General features: G+C 33.6%; 17 protein-coding genes. All 17 read right to left on the bottom strand.

All coding sequences use genetic code 11. The annotated features are described in order from the left end of the window. Entirely contained in the window at positions 1-327 is a 327-nt protein-coding gene (locus TETH514_RS00625) for a PTS sugar transporter subunit IIB (protein ID WP_003868991.1), read from the bottom strand. A gap of 465 nt (positions 328-792) precedes the next feature. Next, positions 793-1,266 (bottom strand): PTS sugar transporter subunit IIA, encoded by a 474-nt coding sequence (locus TETH514_RS00620; RefSeq protein ID WP_003868990.1) that lies wholly within the window; start codon positions 1,264-1,266, stop codon positions 793-795. A gap of 54 nt (positions 1,267-1,320) precedes the next feature. Then, positions 1,321-4,254, bottom strand: coding sequence for a sigma 54-interacting transcriptional regulator (locus TETH514_RS00615; RefSeq protein ID WP_012268569.1), 2,934 nt, complete (start codon positions 4,252-4,254; stop codon positions 1,321-1,323). A 176-nt stretch (positions 4,255-4,430) separates the two neighbouring features. Then, positions 4,431-4,847 carry a PIN domain-containing protein gene (locus tag TETH514_RS00610; protein ID WP_009051970.1) on the bottom strand — a complete coding sequence of 139 codons (417 nt, stop codon included), beginning with the start codon at positions 4,845-4,847 and terminating at the stop codon, positions 4,431-4,433. A gap of 55 nt (positions 4,848-4,902) precedes the next feature. Continuing rightward, on the bottom strand, positions 4,903-5,136 hold the full coding sequence (locus tag TETH514_RS00605; RefSeq protein WP_009051971.1) for a type II toxin-antitoxin system Phd/YefM family antitoxin: 234 nt from the start codon (positions 5,134-5,136) through the stop codon (positions 4,903-4,905). Positions 5,137-5,286: 150 nt separating this feature from the next. Next, positions 5,287-6,099 carry a peptidoglycan editing factor PgeF gene (gene pgeF / locus TETH514_RS00600; protein WP_009051972.1) on the bottom strand — a complete coding sequence of 271 codons (813 nt, stop codon included), beginning with the start codon at positions 6,097-6,099 and terminating at the stop codon, positions 5,287-5,289. A gap of 15 nt (positions 6,100-6,114) precedes the next feature. Then, positions 6,115-6,273, bottom strand: coding sequence for a hypothetical protein (locus TETH514_RS12665; RefSeq protein ID WP_009051973.1), 159 nt, complete (start codon positions 6,271-6,273; stop codon positions 6,115-6,117). 92 nt (positions 6,274-6,365) lie between these two features. Further along, entirely contained in the window at positions 6,366-7,484 is a 1,119-nt protein-coding gene (locus tag TETH514_RS00595; RefSeq protein ID WP_009051974.1) for a DUF362 domain-containing protein, read from the bottom strand. A gap of 20 nt (positions 7,485-7,504) precedes the next feature. After that, positions 7,505-9,070 carry a murein biosynthesis integral membrane protein MurJ gene (gene murJ, locus TETH514_RS00590; RefSeq protein WP_009051975.1) on the bottom strand — a complete coding sequence of 522 codons (1,566 nt, stop codon included), beginning with the start codon at positions 9,068-9,070 and terminating at the stop codon, positions 7,505-7,507. Between the two features lie 12 nt (positions 9,071-9,082). Next, on the bottom strand, positions 9,083-9,511 hold the full coding sequence (fabZ, locus tag TETH514_RS00585) for a 3-hydroxyacyl-ACP dehydratase FabZ (RefSeq protein ID WP_009051976.1): 429 nt from the start codon (positions 9,509-9,511) through the stop codon (positions 9,083-9,085). Between the two features lie 391 nt (positions 9,512-9,902). Next, positions 9,903-10,238: a rod-binding protein gene (locus TETH514_RS00580; protein ID WP_009051977.1), complete on the bottom strand. Its 336-nt coding sequence runs from the start codon at positions 10,236-10,238 to the stop codon at positions 9,903-9,905. 25 nt (positions 10,239-10,263) lie between these two features. Further along, positions 10,264-11,064, bottom strand: a complete 801-nt coding sequence (gene flgG, locus TETH514_RS00575) for a flagellar basal-body rod protein FlgG (protein WP_009051978.1) — start codon at positions 11,062-11,064, stop codon at positions 10,264-10,266. Positions 11,065-11,079: 15 nt separating this feature from the next. Beyond that, positions 11,080-11,835, bottom strand: a complete 756-nt coding sequence (flgF, locus tag TETH514_RS00570; protein ID WP_003867295.1) for a flagellar basal-body rod protein FlgF — start codon at positions 11,833-11,835, stop codon at positions 11,080-11,082. 12 nt (positions 11,836-11,847) lie between these two features. Further along, on the bottom strand, positions 11,848-12,879 hold the full coding sequence (locus tag TETH514_RS00565) for a rod shape-determining protein (RefSeq protein ID WP_003867296.1): 1,032 nt from the start codon (positions 12,877-12,879) through the stop codon (positions 11,848-11,850). A 131-nt stretch (positions 12,880-13,010) separates the two neighbouring features. Next, the gene (gene spoIIID / locus TETH514_RS00560; RefSeq protein WP_009051979.1) at positions 13,011-13,271 is read right to left on the bottom strand and encodes a sporulation transcriptional regulator SpoIIID; all 261 of its coding nucleotides are present in this window, start codon (positions 13,269-13,271) and stop codon (positions 13,011-13,013) included. 131 nt (positions 13,272-13,402) lie between these two features. Further along, the gene (locus tag TETH514_RS00555) at positions 13,403-14,239 is read right to left on the bottom strand and encodes a M23 family metallopeptidase (RefSeq protein ID WP_003867298.1); all 837 of its coding nucleotides are present in this window, start codon (positions 14,237-14,239) and stop codon (positions 13,403-13,405) included. Positions 14,240-14,306: 67 nt separating this feature from the next. Next, positions 14,307-15,350, bottom strand: coding sequence for a stage II sporulation protein D (gene spoIID, locus TETH514_RS00550; protein ID WP_003867299.1), 1,044 nt, complete (start codon positions 15,348-15,350; stop codon positions 14,307-14,309). Between the last annotated feature and the right edge of the window lie 353 nt (positions 15,351-15,703).

Raw genomic sequence — 15,703 nt, 5'->3', positions numbered from 1 at the left:
TTACTTACCCCCTCTTTCTTTATTGTTAATAATATCTTGAATTTGAGTAAAAACTTGGTCTTTTCCTATGCCAGTTAAGAACGGAACTCCACTAATAACAGGAATATTTACATCTAAATCTGTTCCAGCAGTAGAAATCACAAAGTCAAAATCTCCATTTTTTACCATATTATCAACATCTACTACTCTTCCTTGTACAAATTCTGCGTGAATACCTTTTTCCTCCAAAGCTTCTCTTAAAGATACCAGCGCAATTGTAGAAGTAGCAACACCATCTGCGCACACAACAAGTACACGCACATTCTTGTAATTCTTTCCTGTCATCATATTTTATCTCCCTCCTATCTCTAAAGTTATGTTTCAGGAACACCCTAGCTACAGTCAACAATCTTAGCTTTTTTCTTCACTTTCTCATAATACTTCAGGTGCTGATTCCATTATCCCTTTGAGGTAATTTTTTATCCTAAAGCTACTAATGCTTCGTGTATCAGGTTTGATACGATACTGTTAGTATGACTTTGATCACGGCTATTGAAAATATTATAATTTCTTTAGTTTCCAGTTTAAAAAGTCGGATAAAGAAATCCCAAAACATCTTAACGCATTCGCCAAGAATTTGCTTGCCTTGTGTGAAATAAATTATCAATCTGGCAGCTTTAGTGCTGAAGACGCCTCTTTAGCTAAGTGTAGTAATCAACTCTTTAATTTTCAAGATTCCAATAATTACTAGTTGACATTACACCTCTAAGCCTAAATTTATAAAGCTTACTATTTTGCTTCATTTACTAAAATTTAATTCAATGTAAATGAAGCATTTTTTATTATATCAATGATTTTATCACCTCCATTTGCTTCAATTATTTTCTCAAGTAATGTGTCATTCTGTATTAATTGAACCATTTGTTGAAGCATCTCCACCTGGCTATGTGCTTCATTTAGTGCCATCATAAATACAATGCTAACATTTACTTCTTCCAACGGATTTGCCATGTTTTTAAATATAACAGGTTTTGACAATGTTGCAATAGCTATTGCAGGTTTTATTACATGTTCTGGATCTGTATGAGGAATTGCAACATTATACGTATTTAATTGCAAACCTGTTGGAAAAGTTTTTTCACGTTTAATAATTGCATCTAAAAAACTCTCTTTTACAAAACCGTTATCATATAGTTTTTTAAATAGTACTTTAAATATTTCTTCTTTACTTTTAACATCTAAATTTGTAACAATTAATTCTTTATTGAAATACTCTGATATTCTCATCAACAATTACCTCCTCATCTACTGCCCTTCTATATAGTGCAAATATCGTGCCAATTAATTGGCCGGTAGTGTATTTTTTAATATTATTTCTTTTATTTGAACCGGACTTTTAGCTCCCTTCAAAGCATTTACAATCTTTTCGTCTGTCATTACTTTATATAAATCAAGCATATAATCCTTCGAATCTTCTTTTAACGCTATCATAAAAACTAAATCCGCTTTAAGCTCTCCTTCCCAAAAAATAGGTTTTTTTAATTTTGCAATTGCTATGGCAGATTTCGTAACGTTTTTCGTGTATCCATGTGGTATAGCTATACCGCCTTTCATCCAGGTGGCTCCCATTGATTCTCTTTTGTATACACTTAGCAAAAACTTATCATCTACATAACCTTTATCTTGAAGCAATTCTACTAATTTATCTATGACATCACTTTTCATAGAAATATCCACATCACATAAGATAAGGTTTTCATCAATGATTTCTTTCAATGGATTTTCAACCTTTAAATTGAGGATTTTTTTAAGCTTTTCAATCCCTGTGCCATGTAAAATATCTTCAACAGATATAAAAGGTATACTTTTTATGCCGGGATTTATTGTACCAACAAAAGCTACCACTTCATTTTCTTCTCTTATTTTTGAAATTTCTTTTTCAATATCTTCCTGCCTGAGCATTCCAACAGGTATTATTTTGTAATCATCTTTTAGTTGTGGTAAGACATCTTCAATATATTTCTTTATTTTTAACGCTGTTCCCTCTCCTGTAATACATACAGTTACAATTGCTTTTGGAAGCTTATCTTTACTCTTTATACCTTCAACTCTTCCTATATATGTTTTATCTACGTCTAACGCATCTGCTATTTCATCTAAATTAGTATCCGGTATAATAGCTCTTCTGACAGCTTCCAACACCATAACCGTATCTACTCTTCCTACCACTCTTGTAGGTATCCCTGTCCTTTTGGTTATAATTTCACCAAAGGTAATTAATGAACCCATGTCAACCAAAATAATGCAGCCTTTGCCTTCGTCTATTCTTTTCACTACTTCAATTGTCCTCTCAAGAACAGATTCTGGGCTTTCATCAAGAGCCATATCTATACCGACTGCATGATTTACCCCTAAGAGTTTATTTGCCACCTCTGCCATGCCACTTGCAACATGGCCGTGCGTAAGCACAACTACGCCCACTCTGCCTTTAGTTATTTCTTTGTCCCCTGAGAATGTCCTTAGATACATAGCAATAAAGCCCACTTCTTCATCAGGCAGCTGTATTTCTAATTCTTTGTTAATTTGTTTTGCCATAATTTTAGCAATAGAATACTCAACAGGATATTCTTTCACTATGTTTTCAAGTTGAGGATTAATTATTGGTTTGCCACTTAATATTCTTTCATAAGCAGCACTTAAGTGTATAGCAAGGGAATAAAAGAGATTATCCTCTAAGTTTTTAAAACTTTTTTTAGCAATCTCGTATGCTTTTTCAACAGCATTTACAATTTTTTCTCCTACTATGTTTGTCAATTCTTTTTTTGAAATTGTTATGTTAGATTTTACATTTACAGCAAATTTCTTCAGCTCCGCCTCTATCTCTTTCCCGAGAATTTTATCTATCTCCTCTTTTGTAAGTCCTTGTCTTTTTAAGTCAATAAACCTTTCTTCTATAAATTGATATATTTCATCAGGCAGCATATATCTATCTTCTTTTGGATATAACTTAATTTCCTTGTCAGGATACACCATAATGTCTTCATTTGAATATCTTTCTATTTCGGGATCTCTTTTATTTACTCTGATTATCCCCATTTTTACGTGGTTAGGTAAATCTGAAAGGTCTATTGTCAATGAAGAGCTTTTACTCCCTAATGAATTTAAAAAGCTCCTCGCACAAGCAACTTGAATATCGCTCCTTAGCTGCCCTATATTCCCCGGACAGTCATAAAGCATAAGAGCTCTTACTGCCTCTTTTTTTACAATAATCGATTTATTAATTCTAAAAGACTCTTTTGAGAAAAAATGATGTATAATTTCATATCTTTCTTGGGGAGGTCTTTCTGAAAGAGAAGGAAGTTCTATCACCATAGGAATTCTTCTCCTAAAAGTAAGTAATAGCGAAGATTCAGGATTTTCAGTAGTAGCAGCAATAAGCATAATTTGTGCCTCTCTAGTACTTTCTGTTTCCCCTAATCGTCTGAATTTTCCTTTGTCCAACAAATAAAAGAGTATCTCTTGTCCTTCACTGGGGAGTCTGTGGACTTCGTCCAAAAACAAAATTCCACCATCAGCTTTTTCTACCAATCCCGCTTTTGCAGTATCAGCCCCTGTGAAAGCGCCTTTTACATAACCAAAAAGTTGCGCCATGAGTAGTTGTGGATTATCCGCATAATCAGCACAGTTAAAAACTACAAAAGGCGCATTTTCATTAAATCTTCCAGACTCTATTGCATAGTTGTACATTGCTTCAGCCAGCTGGCTTTTTCCAGATCCAGATGGTCCTACTATTAAAGTATGCAATCCATGGGGAGGATAAAGTACTGCAGCTTTTGCAAGGCTTATCTGCACTTTAAGACTTCCTTCGCTTCCAATAATCTCTTTAAATGAGAGTAAGCTTTTAGCTGTTTTAGGAGTTTCAAAATTTACAGTATCGTTTTTAATAGTACTTCGTTGCACTAAATTATCTGCAATTTTATCTTTTAAAATTTCCTTTTTTATTTGTGTAGCTACAAAACGAGAAATATTATATCCTAAATTATTTAATTGTTTTGTCAAATTTCTATCTGAAATATTTGGGTCCTTTGAAATTATTTTTTTTGCATCTTCTAAAAGGTAAGGTTTTCTTCTTTCTCTTGAGTCAGGAATATTATTTTTCAGTCTAAATTGTGTCACATCTTCTCTTTTAATATTGAGAATTGCCGCTATTTGGTCATCTGTTAAAGGATTCTTTTTATCCTCTTTTTGTATAATTTCAAAAATCCTTTCAATCATAGTGACAAGCCTCCCTTCAATATCTATTATGCAAAAAATATACCATAAATATGGCAGGAATTGTAGCGGAATATTTAGTAAATTGCATAAGTTGTGAACAAAAGTTTTTAGATAAAATAAAAAAGACCTTAATAGGTCTTATGGCATAAAAAGTATGGTAGCATTTGTATTGGTTTTTAAGTTAAGCCCTCATTGGATAAAAAATCTTTTGGTGATATTGCTTTATTAGTTATTTTTTGAAATTTCTCATCTCTTGTAATAATCAAATCACCTTTTAATTTTTTCAAACATTGCATTTGTAGAGCATCTTCTAAATCTCCAAACTCCTTCAAATTCATTGCTTTCTTTATGTCATATTTTGTTATACTAACTACTTCTACTATACTTAGCAAAGCTTCTAATGCTTTTATGCTTTCATTGTGAGAAAGGTTTTTATTTATGAAATAATATATATCCGTAATTGAAAAAGCAGCTAAATACGCATTTATCTTTTTTTCTTCTGCTAATTTTAATATGTTATAAGCATCTACATCAAAGGGAGTTCTTTTCAATAAAACGTCAAGAATAACATTAGTATCAATTAACACTTTCATTTATTTACCCCATTATACCCATATTGTTATTTAACGGGTAATTTCTCCCTCCCCTTTAATTGTATTTATTTCTTATTCTTTCTTCCCGTATTTGCTCAGCAGTTATATTTTTGTCAGGATAGTCAGATAAAATTCCATACAAAAAATCTGCATTTGGTGTACCTTCTTTTTTTGCTGGAATAAGTTTCGCAACTTCACGTCCATTTTTCGTTATAATAATTTCTTCTTTATCAACTAATTCTAAATATTTACCAACTCTTGTTTTGAATTCTGTAGCATTTACTCTCATTCTTACCACCTCTTTCACTATTTTTATTTACTATATTATCATATTATTCAATTTGATTATATTATCCAATATAGAAATAGTCAATATGCAAAAAACATAAATAACCATTTCTTTAACTTATATATTAGAACAAATATCATAAAAGAAAAACTACTTAAGTTCCATAAAAGCTGCCATACTGCCTGTCATGCCTTTGTCTCTTCTATAGGAATAAAATTCACTATTGCAATGGGTGCACATTTGGGTTACTGTAATGTTTTCATCTGGTATGCCAGTATTTATAAGTTCAATGTAGTTGGTAAGCTGTAAATCCAGCATCCATTTGCCCCCCGCCTTTTTCACAAGAACTTTTTCCCATTCATCAATAACATCTTTAATTTTATTCGCAACATCATCACCTACTTCATAGCAGCATTTGTATATAGAAGGGCCTATCCCTACAAGTATATCTTTTGGATTTGAGCCGTATTCTTCTTTCATGGCATTAACTGTTTTAGGCCCAATGTAGGCTACTGTGCCTCTCCATCCTGCGTGTGCAAGGGCAATAACTTTTTTGACAGGGTCTAAGAAAAACAAAGGCACACAGTCGGCATAAAATGTAACAAGCAGAATACCTCTTTCATTAGTCATAAGGGCATCTACGCCAGAAATATCGCTTCCTCCAAAGTTTTTTCCTTTATCCTTTAGAGTCACTTTTCTTATAACATCACCATGAACCTGGTCTGAAAAAACCATATCTTCGTAGGAAAAACCGCCAATATCGCATATTATTTTAAAATTTTCATAGACTTCCTCTTTAGTATCATATCTTTTTAAGCTTAAATTCAAGGAAGCATATTTGCCTTTACTTACACCGCCAATTCTAGTAGTAAAAAGGTGTTTGACAAGTCCTGTCTTTTCAAAAGATGGTATTGTATAAAAAACTACTCCTTTTACTTCATTTCTTTTAAAACCTATTTCCAAAGTATCACTCCTTTATCAACTGTGTAACTTATCTTTCCTTTTCTCTTTTTCTTTTTTATTTTCTTCAATTCCGAAAAGTTTATTTGTCCATTGCACAAAAAGGACCGAGGCTATTAAAAATAGCACAAAGGTAATTACTGCTATAATAGAAGCAAGAACAAAATATTTTTCCATAAATCCCCCTCCCCACCCCTCTTTAATTATATAATACTACAAACGTTCTCATAAGTCACTAAAAATTATTAAAAAATAGCAGGATTAACCTGCTATTTTAGTTCAACAAGTTCATAATCTCTTGTACCCAAGCCAATTTCTTCTCCATATTTTAATTGTAGTTCTCCTTTTGTTTCAGGGTGCAAAGCTTTAAATTTGTCTTCTCCAGGATTCATGCCATATCCCGCTTCTTCTAAAGCTGTGCCTTTGTGACCAAATTGCTGATTCACAAGGTCATAGCTTGCCTGATCTATAGCAACAGGGTCAAAGGAAGCTAATATTCCTATATCAGGAACAATAGGAGCATCACTCCAAGGCGTACAATCGCAAAGTGGTGTAACATTCATGACAAAATTTATAAACGCAATTTTGCCTTTTTTTGTAGAATAAGCGCCATATGCGTATTCCGTCATTCTCTCTACAAAAGCATCCATATCAGTTCCCCATTGAGGCTTTATCACGCCATATTGACAAATGGACACGCATTCTCCACACCCTATACATATAGAAGGGTCAATATAAGCTGAACCATTGACCAAAGATATCGCATTTACGGGGCAATTCCTGATACACATTTGACATGCGGTACATCCCTTTCCTACAACAGGCTGCACTGTTGAATGCTGCTGTTGTTTTCCTGCCGCAGGTGCACACCCCATAGCTAAGTTTTTGATGGCTCCTCCAAAACCAGCCAATTCATGACCTTTAAAGTGTGACATTACAATCATTGAGTTTGCAAAAAAAATATTTGAAGCAATTTTTACAGTATCAAAATGTTTTTTGTCAATTTTCACTTCTACAGAATCTTTACTTAAAATGCCGTCAGCAATTATTATTGGTGCATTTACAACAGCATATGCAAAACCATTTTCAATTGCTGTTGTCAAATGGTCAACTGCATTTGAACGACTACCTTTGTAAAGAGTATTTGTATCTGTTAAAAAGGGCTTTCCCCCATAACTCTTGATTTTATCAACCACTTTTCTTACATATATAGGGTTGATGTAAGCGTTGTTTCCCTTTTCTCCAAAATGAATTTTTATAGCTACCAAGTCATTTTTATCAATAATGTTTTTAAAACCTGCTACATCAAAAATTCTCGCTACTTTGGAAGACAAACTACTGCTGGCTTTATTCGCTCTCAGATTGTAAAAATATACCTTTGATTTCATGATATCACCTCATTTTTAAATTAATTTCTTACAAGTTTAGAATTTACAAATTTTATGCCTTTTTTAAAATAAGAGAGGGCAGATTTGTCAGTGATTAATACAATGGCAGAGTAAATTATAGTTCCAATTAATATGGTCATAAACAAGACTATAACCTCATAAATTCTTTTATCTGACGGCATCTTAATAATCATATTATTATACACAAAATGCACTACAACCCCCATTACAACTGATGCAAACATTGCCCTTATAAAACTCATAAACATGTATTTCCCGCCTATTTTACCAAGTTTTCTTTTTAAAGAAGTAAATAAAAGAAAAGTAGCAAATATGGCTGCAATAGAAGTAGAAAGAGCAAGTCCTCCTAATTTTAAATATCTTACCAAAATTAAATTAAGTGCAATATTTAATAATACAGCCATGGCACCATTTATCATGGGAGTTTTTGTGTCTTTCATAGAGTAAAAACTTCTACTTAAGACATCTCTAAGGCCATACGCAGTCATTCCTATGGCATAATAAAAAAGGGCGATTGAGGTAAGATATGTGGACTTCTCATCAAAAGCTCCTCTTTCAAATAATACTTTTATTATAGGCACTCGGAGTACCATTGCACCAACTGATACAGGTATTAATACATATAAAATACCACTTACTACAAAATTTAAACTTTTTAGAAAACCTTCTTTGTCGTCTGCTACTGAATGTTGCGATAAAACAGGATATATAGCAGTTGCAATTGATGTTGAAAAAACACCTAATGCAAACGTCTTAAGCCTATTGGCATAACTCAATGCCGCAATACTTCCGTCAGGCAAAAAAGAAGCTATCACTCTATCCACATAAACATTTATAGTCTGCACCCCTGTCCCCACAAGCACAGGCATTGCTAATAAAATGACTCTTTTTACTCCTTCATCTTTAAAATTCACTCTCAACTTGAATCTGTAACCTAATTTATATAAAACAGGCAAATGAACTAATGTTTGTATAAAAGTGGCGATAATTGTAGAATAAGCTACTGCAGTAATTCCAAATTTGCCCCCATATAAAATTGCTACTGTTATTACAATAATATTGTAAGGTATACCAATCATGGCAGGAACAGTGAAATGTTCCATCGCCTGAAGAGCACCAGTAAAAATATTAGATGCAGCTATCAACACCATTGTAGGCAATAATATAGTCGTAATCTTTACTGTCAACTCAAATTTTTCTCCAGTAAAAGCTGGCGCCACAAATTTTACAAGATAAGGTGCGAATGTAAAACCCAAGAAAGTTAAAATTACTGTTGCAACCAATACAACACCTAAAAGGTTATTTATAAAATCAAATGCCTTTTGCTTTCCTTCTTTTTGAAAGTATTCGGTAAATATTGGCACAACAGTGGTAGCTATTGCGGCAGTTACCGCCACAAAAAGTGTCATAGGTATAACAGTTGCTATATTGTAGGCATCCATGGAAACAGAAGTACCAAATTTAGCAGCAAAAGTTATTTCTCTCAAAAATCCAGATACTTTACTTAATAAAGTTATTATCATTATGACGCTAGCTGCTTTTACAGCTTTTTTAGCCGTCGACATATATTAAGCCTCCTATCCTTCTTCAGTCATTATAAACATAAGCTCTGCAGTAGCTGCAACTTCATCTCCAACTTTTGCAACACCTTTAGCTTTAACAAGCCCCATCTTTATAGAATCTATTAAAACTTCTAAAACAAGTTGGTCTCCCGGCCTTACTACTTTTTTGAAGCGGCACTTATCAATCCCTGTGAAAAGCCCTAATTTACCTTTGAATTCTTCTATATTCATAACAGCAATACCTGCTACTTGTGCCAATGCCTCAACAATAAGAACTCCTGGCATTATAGGATTGTCTGGAAAATGCCCTTGAAAAAAAGGTTCATTAGCTGTCACATTTTTTATTCCAACAGCTTTTTTACCTTCTTCAATTTCTATTATTCTATCCACTAATAAAAAAGGATATCTATGAGGAAGAATTTTTCTTATACCTTTATTTTCCACTCTATTCTTCACCTCTTTTTAGCAGAATTTGAAGATATGATAAAACAGTGGCTTATCATTGATTATATCACAAAAAAATGAAAAATAAAAAGGGCAAGCGCCCTTTTACAGACTGTAGACAAACTTTCGTAAAGGAGATATTTTGCATAAGGAGCGACTTGTGACAAAGCGGTAACAAAACTTAGCGAGACTGAGGGTGGAGGCAGGGCCGAAGCCAAGGAGGGCGGAGGCGGGCACCTGAGACAGGACGTCGATTGTGCCCGGTACCCTGCCGGAACCCGAAAGTCGAGTTTAGTTTTGTCGCTTTGGAACATCGGAGCGACGATGCAAAATATCTCCTTTGAATATTTTTTAACTTTGTCAACAAACTGTAAAAAGGGCAAGCGCCCTTTTACACTTTCTTAGAAAGTTGATTATATATTTGGTCAGCCAGTCCAAAAGATCCATTTTGAGCCAACATTTCAGCATATTTATCATATAACATAGAAGTAAAAATATCCTTCGCCAGGCTATTTCCGGTCAATGAATCTTCTGGAATTGTCTTTCTCATCTCATTTAACATAAGCCCTATAAAAGTCGCCTCTAATTGCTGACATACTTCTTTAAGTTTTTGCTTGTCTTTGTCTTTTATTGCCTGTTGTATTATTCGTTCAAAATCACTTCCATCTTTTCGCAAATCAATTTGCAGTTTATTTACAGCATTATTACTTATAGGATTTATTTCCATGCAATGTCATTCCTTTCAATTATAACTATCTTCTCAGATTATTTGCAATTCCCAGCATTTCATCAGCTGCTTGTATAGCCTTTGAATTTATCTCATAAGCTCTTTGTGCCGCAATCATATCCACCATTTCTTTAACAATTTGAATATTGGAGGTTTCTAAAAATCCTTGCATGACTTTACCCATTCTTCCTTCAAAGTCATCTCTTGTACCAGGCTGTCCTGATGCTTCTGTTGGCTCATAGAGATTACTACCCACACTTAAAAGTCCCTGAGTATTGACAAAATTATAGATTCCTAAAGTAGCTACTTCTTGAGTAGTTCCGTCAGGATTTTTTACGCTTATCACACCCATAGGTGATACCGATATATCTTTTTCAGTGCTGTCAAAAACTATGGGATTACCGCTGTCATCTAGTACGGGATACCCATCTGCTGTTACAAGCATCAAATTATTCCCATTAGGACTCAATTTAAAGCTTCCATCTCTTGTATAATAAACCTTGCCATCAGGTCCTAAAACTGCAAAAAAGCCTTCTCCATCTAATGCCAAATCCAAAGGATTCTCTGTCTGCTGGAGGCTTCCTTCCGTAAAATCTTTTACAATTGCTGAAGGTCTCACGCCTACCCCTACTTGCATATTGACAGGTTTACCTTGTCCACCATATACGTTTTCTCTTTGTAAAGTTTGATATATTAAATCTTTAAATTCTGCCCTATCTCTTTTAAAAGCAGTAGTATTTACATTCGCAAGATTATTCGCGATAACATCTACGTTAAGTTGCTGAGCAGTCATACCAGATGCCGCAGACCACAATGCTCTCATCATAAGTTTTCAACCTCCTCATACTTTTCCAACTTCGTTAACAGCTTTTCCAAGAGTCTCATCAAAAGCAATTACAACCTTCTGATTTGATTCATAATTTCTCATCACGCTTATCATATTTACCATTTCTTTAACTGAATTCACATTTGACTGTTCTAAAAAACCTTGCTTTATTTTCCCTGTTACAGGAATAACTTGTACATTGGTACTGTTATCTATAAAAAATAAATTATTGCCCTCTTTTCTTAAACCATCATAATTATCAAAATCCACAATTCTAAGCCTGTCCACCAATTGACCATTGTTTATTATATTACCCATCTCGTCAACAGAAATGTCTCCCTGTGACAACTGTATAGGCCCATTTTCCCCTTCTACAATATATCCTTCTTTTGTGACTAAATGCCCATCTTTTGATAAAGTAAAAGAACCATCCCTTGTATACCTCTGACCATTAGGGGTATCTACCACAAAAAACCCATTGCCATCTATCGCAAAGTCTAACTTACCATTGGTTTGAGAAAAAGCCCCTTCTTCAAAATTTGTATGAAAAGTGTCAACTAACACGCCGTAATCCATTCTTCCAATTTTTCCGTTAGGCGGTATATTATCACCACCATGTCTTGTTACTTCAAAATTTGGAAAAGAGGAAGTAACTACCACATCTCTTTTATATCCTACTGTATTAACATTTGCAAGATTATTCGCCAAAACATCCATTATCTTAGTTTGAGTAATCATCCCAGAAGAGGCAGTATAAAGCCCTCTTAACATAAAATCACCTTCTTACTTATTGATTTTGTATACGTCAATTACAGTTTCTGATTTTTCTAATAATTCAAGAGAATCCAATGCTTTTCCTGTACCTAAAGCGACGCAACTTATAGGGTCATTTGCAAGATATACAGGTGTATTCATCCTTTCCCTTAAAAGCCTGTCCATTCCTTTAAGCAATGCTCCGCCCCCTGTAAGTACTATGCCTTTGTCACTTATGTCAGCCGCTAATTCAGGAGGTGTTCTTTCTAATACATTGTGCACAGCTTCAACAATTTCTTCAAGAGGCTCTTTTAATGCTTCACATATTTCACTGGAAGTCACTTCTACATTTTGAGGCAAACCAGATATTAAACTTCTCCCTTTTACTAGCATTTTCTCTTCTTTGCCGTCAAAGTAAGCAGTACCTATATTTATTTTTATTTCTTCTGCCATTCTCTCTCCTATTATTATGTGATACTTTTTCCTCATGTAACGGATAATTGCCTCATCAAAATTGTCACCTGCTACTTTAATATTTTTAGACACCACTGAACTCCCCAAAGAAATTACAGCTATGTCAGTGGTGCCTCCCCCTATATCTACAATCATATTTCCACTAGGCTGTGATATATCTAATCCTGCTCCTATAGCTGCCGCAATAGGTTCTTCGATGAGATAAGCTTTTCGCGCTCCTGCTTGTAATGCTGCATCAATGACAGCTCTTTTTTCTACCTGTGTTACGCCACTTGGAATACAAATCATTATTTTGGGCCTTAATAAAAACCTTCCCCCGCAGGCTTTGTTTATAAAATACCGAAGCATTTTCTCTGTAACGTCGTAGTCAGAAATTACTCCAGCCCTCAGAGGCTTTATAGCTAATATATTCCCTGGCGTCCTGCCTACCATTCTTTGTGCTTCTTCGCCAACTGCAAGAATTTTATTTGTATTTCTATCAATTGCTACAACTGATGGTTCTTTTAAAACAATTCCTTCCCCTTTGATGTAGACCAGGACAGATGCCGTGCCAAGGTCAATTCCGATATCCTTAGAGATCGCAAACATCCAAACACACCTTTCTTATGTATTTCGACAAAAATGGCATCCACTTAAATTATCGACATTGATGCCGAAATGTTTAATTTATTATCAATTTATTAATTCGCTACAAATTTACAAAATCCTCTTTTATTTTCTTAAAATTTATTGTTCATTTTTTGATATTTTATTTTGGTGGCTTTTCCTCCTCTTATATGCCTTTCCGCTTTATTTTTGCTTAGAATCTCTCTCACTTCTTTATATAATTCAAAATTTATATCAGGAAGCCTTTCTGTCACATCTTTGTGAACTGTGCTTTTGCTAACTCCAAAAACCTTCGCAGCTTCTCTCACTGTTGCTTTGTGTTCTATTATGTATTTTGATATTTCTAGTGTTCTCTCTTCTATGTAATCTTTCAAAACCAAAACCCCCTTTAAATTTTTCAAATCTCATTAATATGTATATGCCAAAACAAAGCCATTAGAATCTTTATAAAAACAAAAAAGACTTGAATACCGGGAAGTATCCAAGTCTTTTTAAACAGGTGTTCTTATTTAAAATATGCTATTGGGTCAACAGGTATTCCATTTTCTAAAAGTTCAAAATGTAAGTGGGGGCCTTCTCCAACTTCAAACTTTGCCGATTCTCCTATTTTCCCTATTTGCTGTCCTTTTACTACTTTTTCTTGTTCCTTTACTAAAATCTCATCGTCTAAATTTGCATACCGCGTTTCCCATTTTCCATTTTTTATAACAACAGTATTCCCTAATTTTGGATCTTTATATACTTTTGTCACAATTCCATCCATAGCTGCCAATACAGGTTCTCCTAAGTTTGACCCAATATCTACACCTTTATGAGTTGTCCATTCTTGAAGGGTTTTTGAAAATACAAGCTTATCTTTGGCAAATTCTAATATTATGTCTCCATTTACAGGCTTCAATAAAACTAATTTCGCAGAAGATAAACTATTATCCTTTTTTATAGTAGAGGTATTACTTGCCATAACAGTTGTTACTTTACTGTTTGTTAAACTATCATTTTTCCCTGGATTTTTAACCTCGTTACTGTGTTTTGTTACCGGTTGAGGATTTTCTTTATCGTCAGATACGTTATTTTCTTGTTGTTGGCTGATAACAGCTGTAGAATTATTTTGCTGTTCTTTTTCTTCTTGAGTTTGAGCTAGTTCTTCTTCATAATCCCAATCACTTTCAATAGCTGAATTAATTTCTTCTTGCTGTGCTTTTCTGAGTTCTTCTAATTTTTTTAAATTATTATTAGTAACATATACTGATGTAGCGGCTATCACTACTATGGATAAAAATAATACTATGTAAAAACCCTTTCTATCAAAAAATCTTATTAAATTTTCCCTGTTTATTCTCACATTTTTCACCTCCAAATGGTATTTTAACCACTAACTTAATTATTTATACAAAAAATACAGCACTTTATCAGTGCTGTATTTCCAATAAATCTTCAATTTTTACTATTTCTACCCCTGTATAATAATATTTCAATATTTCGTCAAACTTTTTACCTTGTTTTGCCAATGCATTTGCTCCATATTGACTCATTCCTACACCATGACCATAACCAATAACAGTTATTATAATATTATTTCCTTGTACCTCAAAACTAAAATTTGTAGAATTTAAATTAAAAATTTCCTTTATATCTTTGCCATTAAAAGTTATATTTCCTATTTTCAAAGTTTTAACGTGCCCAGCTTGTGTTTTTTCTACATCTTTTATTTGATTTAAAATATTGCTATTATCCAATTTCAAAGAAGGCTCTTTTTGCTTTAATTTATTTATAAATTCTTCTTTTGACACTATAACAGTAGTTTTATATTTTGATGCTACCTCTTCTCCAGGAGAAACCACACTTCTTAAATAGGGAATTTTACTCTGCCATACGTCCTCAGAATTCTCTGTTTTCCCTCCACTTATAGCATGATAAGCTGGCACAATTAAAGCATCATCGTACACTAAGACAAGTCCTCTTGTATCTTCTACTGCTTGAGATATTTTGGCATAGTATTTATCAAAATTTTCTCCCCATTTTTGCCTCAACTCCCCCTCAGATTGCCATGCTTGGCAATGTTCAGAATCGGCGCACACATCAGCTCCTGGATGTAATTCGCAACCCTTTCCTCCCAAAGCTATTTCCTTTGAGAGAGCATAAGTCCTCGCTGCAACAGCTTGTGCCTTTAAAGCTTCCATTTCAAACTCCGCAGGCATTTCTGCAGCAACTACTCCTTTTACGTATTCCTCTAAATCCATTTTTTGTATTTTGTTTTGGTTTGTTATAAAAACATTTATAGTTTTGTAATTACTTGTGTCCTCTAATTTTACTAATTTCCCGTTATCCACTAATTTTATTTCTTGGGAAGGTACAGAAAAAGTTTTATGAAAATTAAAGCCAAACACTATTATAGATGGCAAAATTATCAAACTAAAAAATATTGTGAAAACTCCATAAGCAACATATCTCATTTTCCCCCTCCGACATTAAACATGCTAAATAAAATATATGTCCATAAATATATATTTATTCTTCCAGAGAATCCAAAATAACAATTAAAATAGTGGGAAAAGTTCCCACTATAGTAGAGGAGGATATAAGCATTTATTGCTTCATAACTTTCTATCGGCAGTTTTAATATAAAACTTTAATAAAACAAAAAAACAGCTGCTTTAAAGCAGCCTACATTGGGTTGGGGGTGCAGAATATATTAAATTTTATGGGGAAAAGGGGAATCATTCTTACAGTTTAAATTATATTACATTATTTTGGCGCTTTAAATAGGACTTAAGTCTCATTTTTTGTTATTTTTATATCTTTTTAT

The organism is Thermoanaerobacter sp. X514, from assembly GCF_000019065.1.
Classification (GTDB): domain Bacteria; phylum Bacillota; class Thermoanaerobacteria; order Thermoanaerobacterales; family Thermoanaerobacteraceae; genus Thermoanaerobacter; species Thermoanaerobacter pseudethanolicus.
Note: the sequence above shows the minus strand (reverse complement) of the source record. Positions and strands in the feature narration are given on the sequence as shown.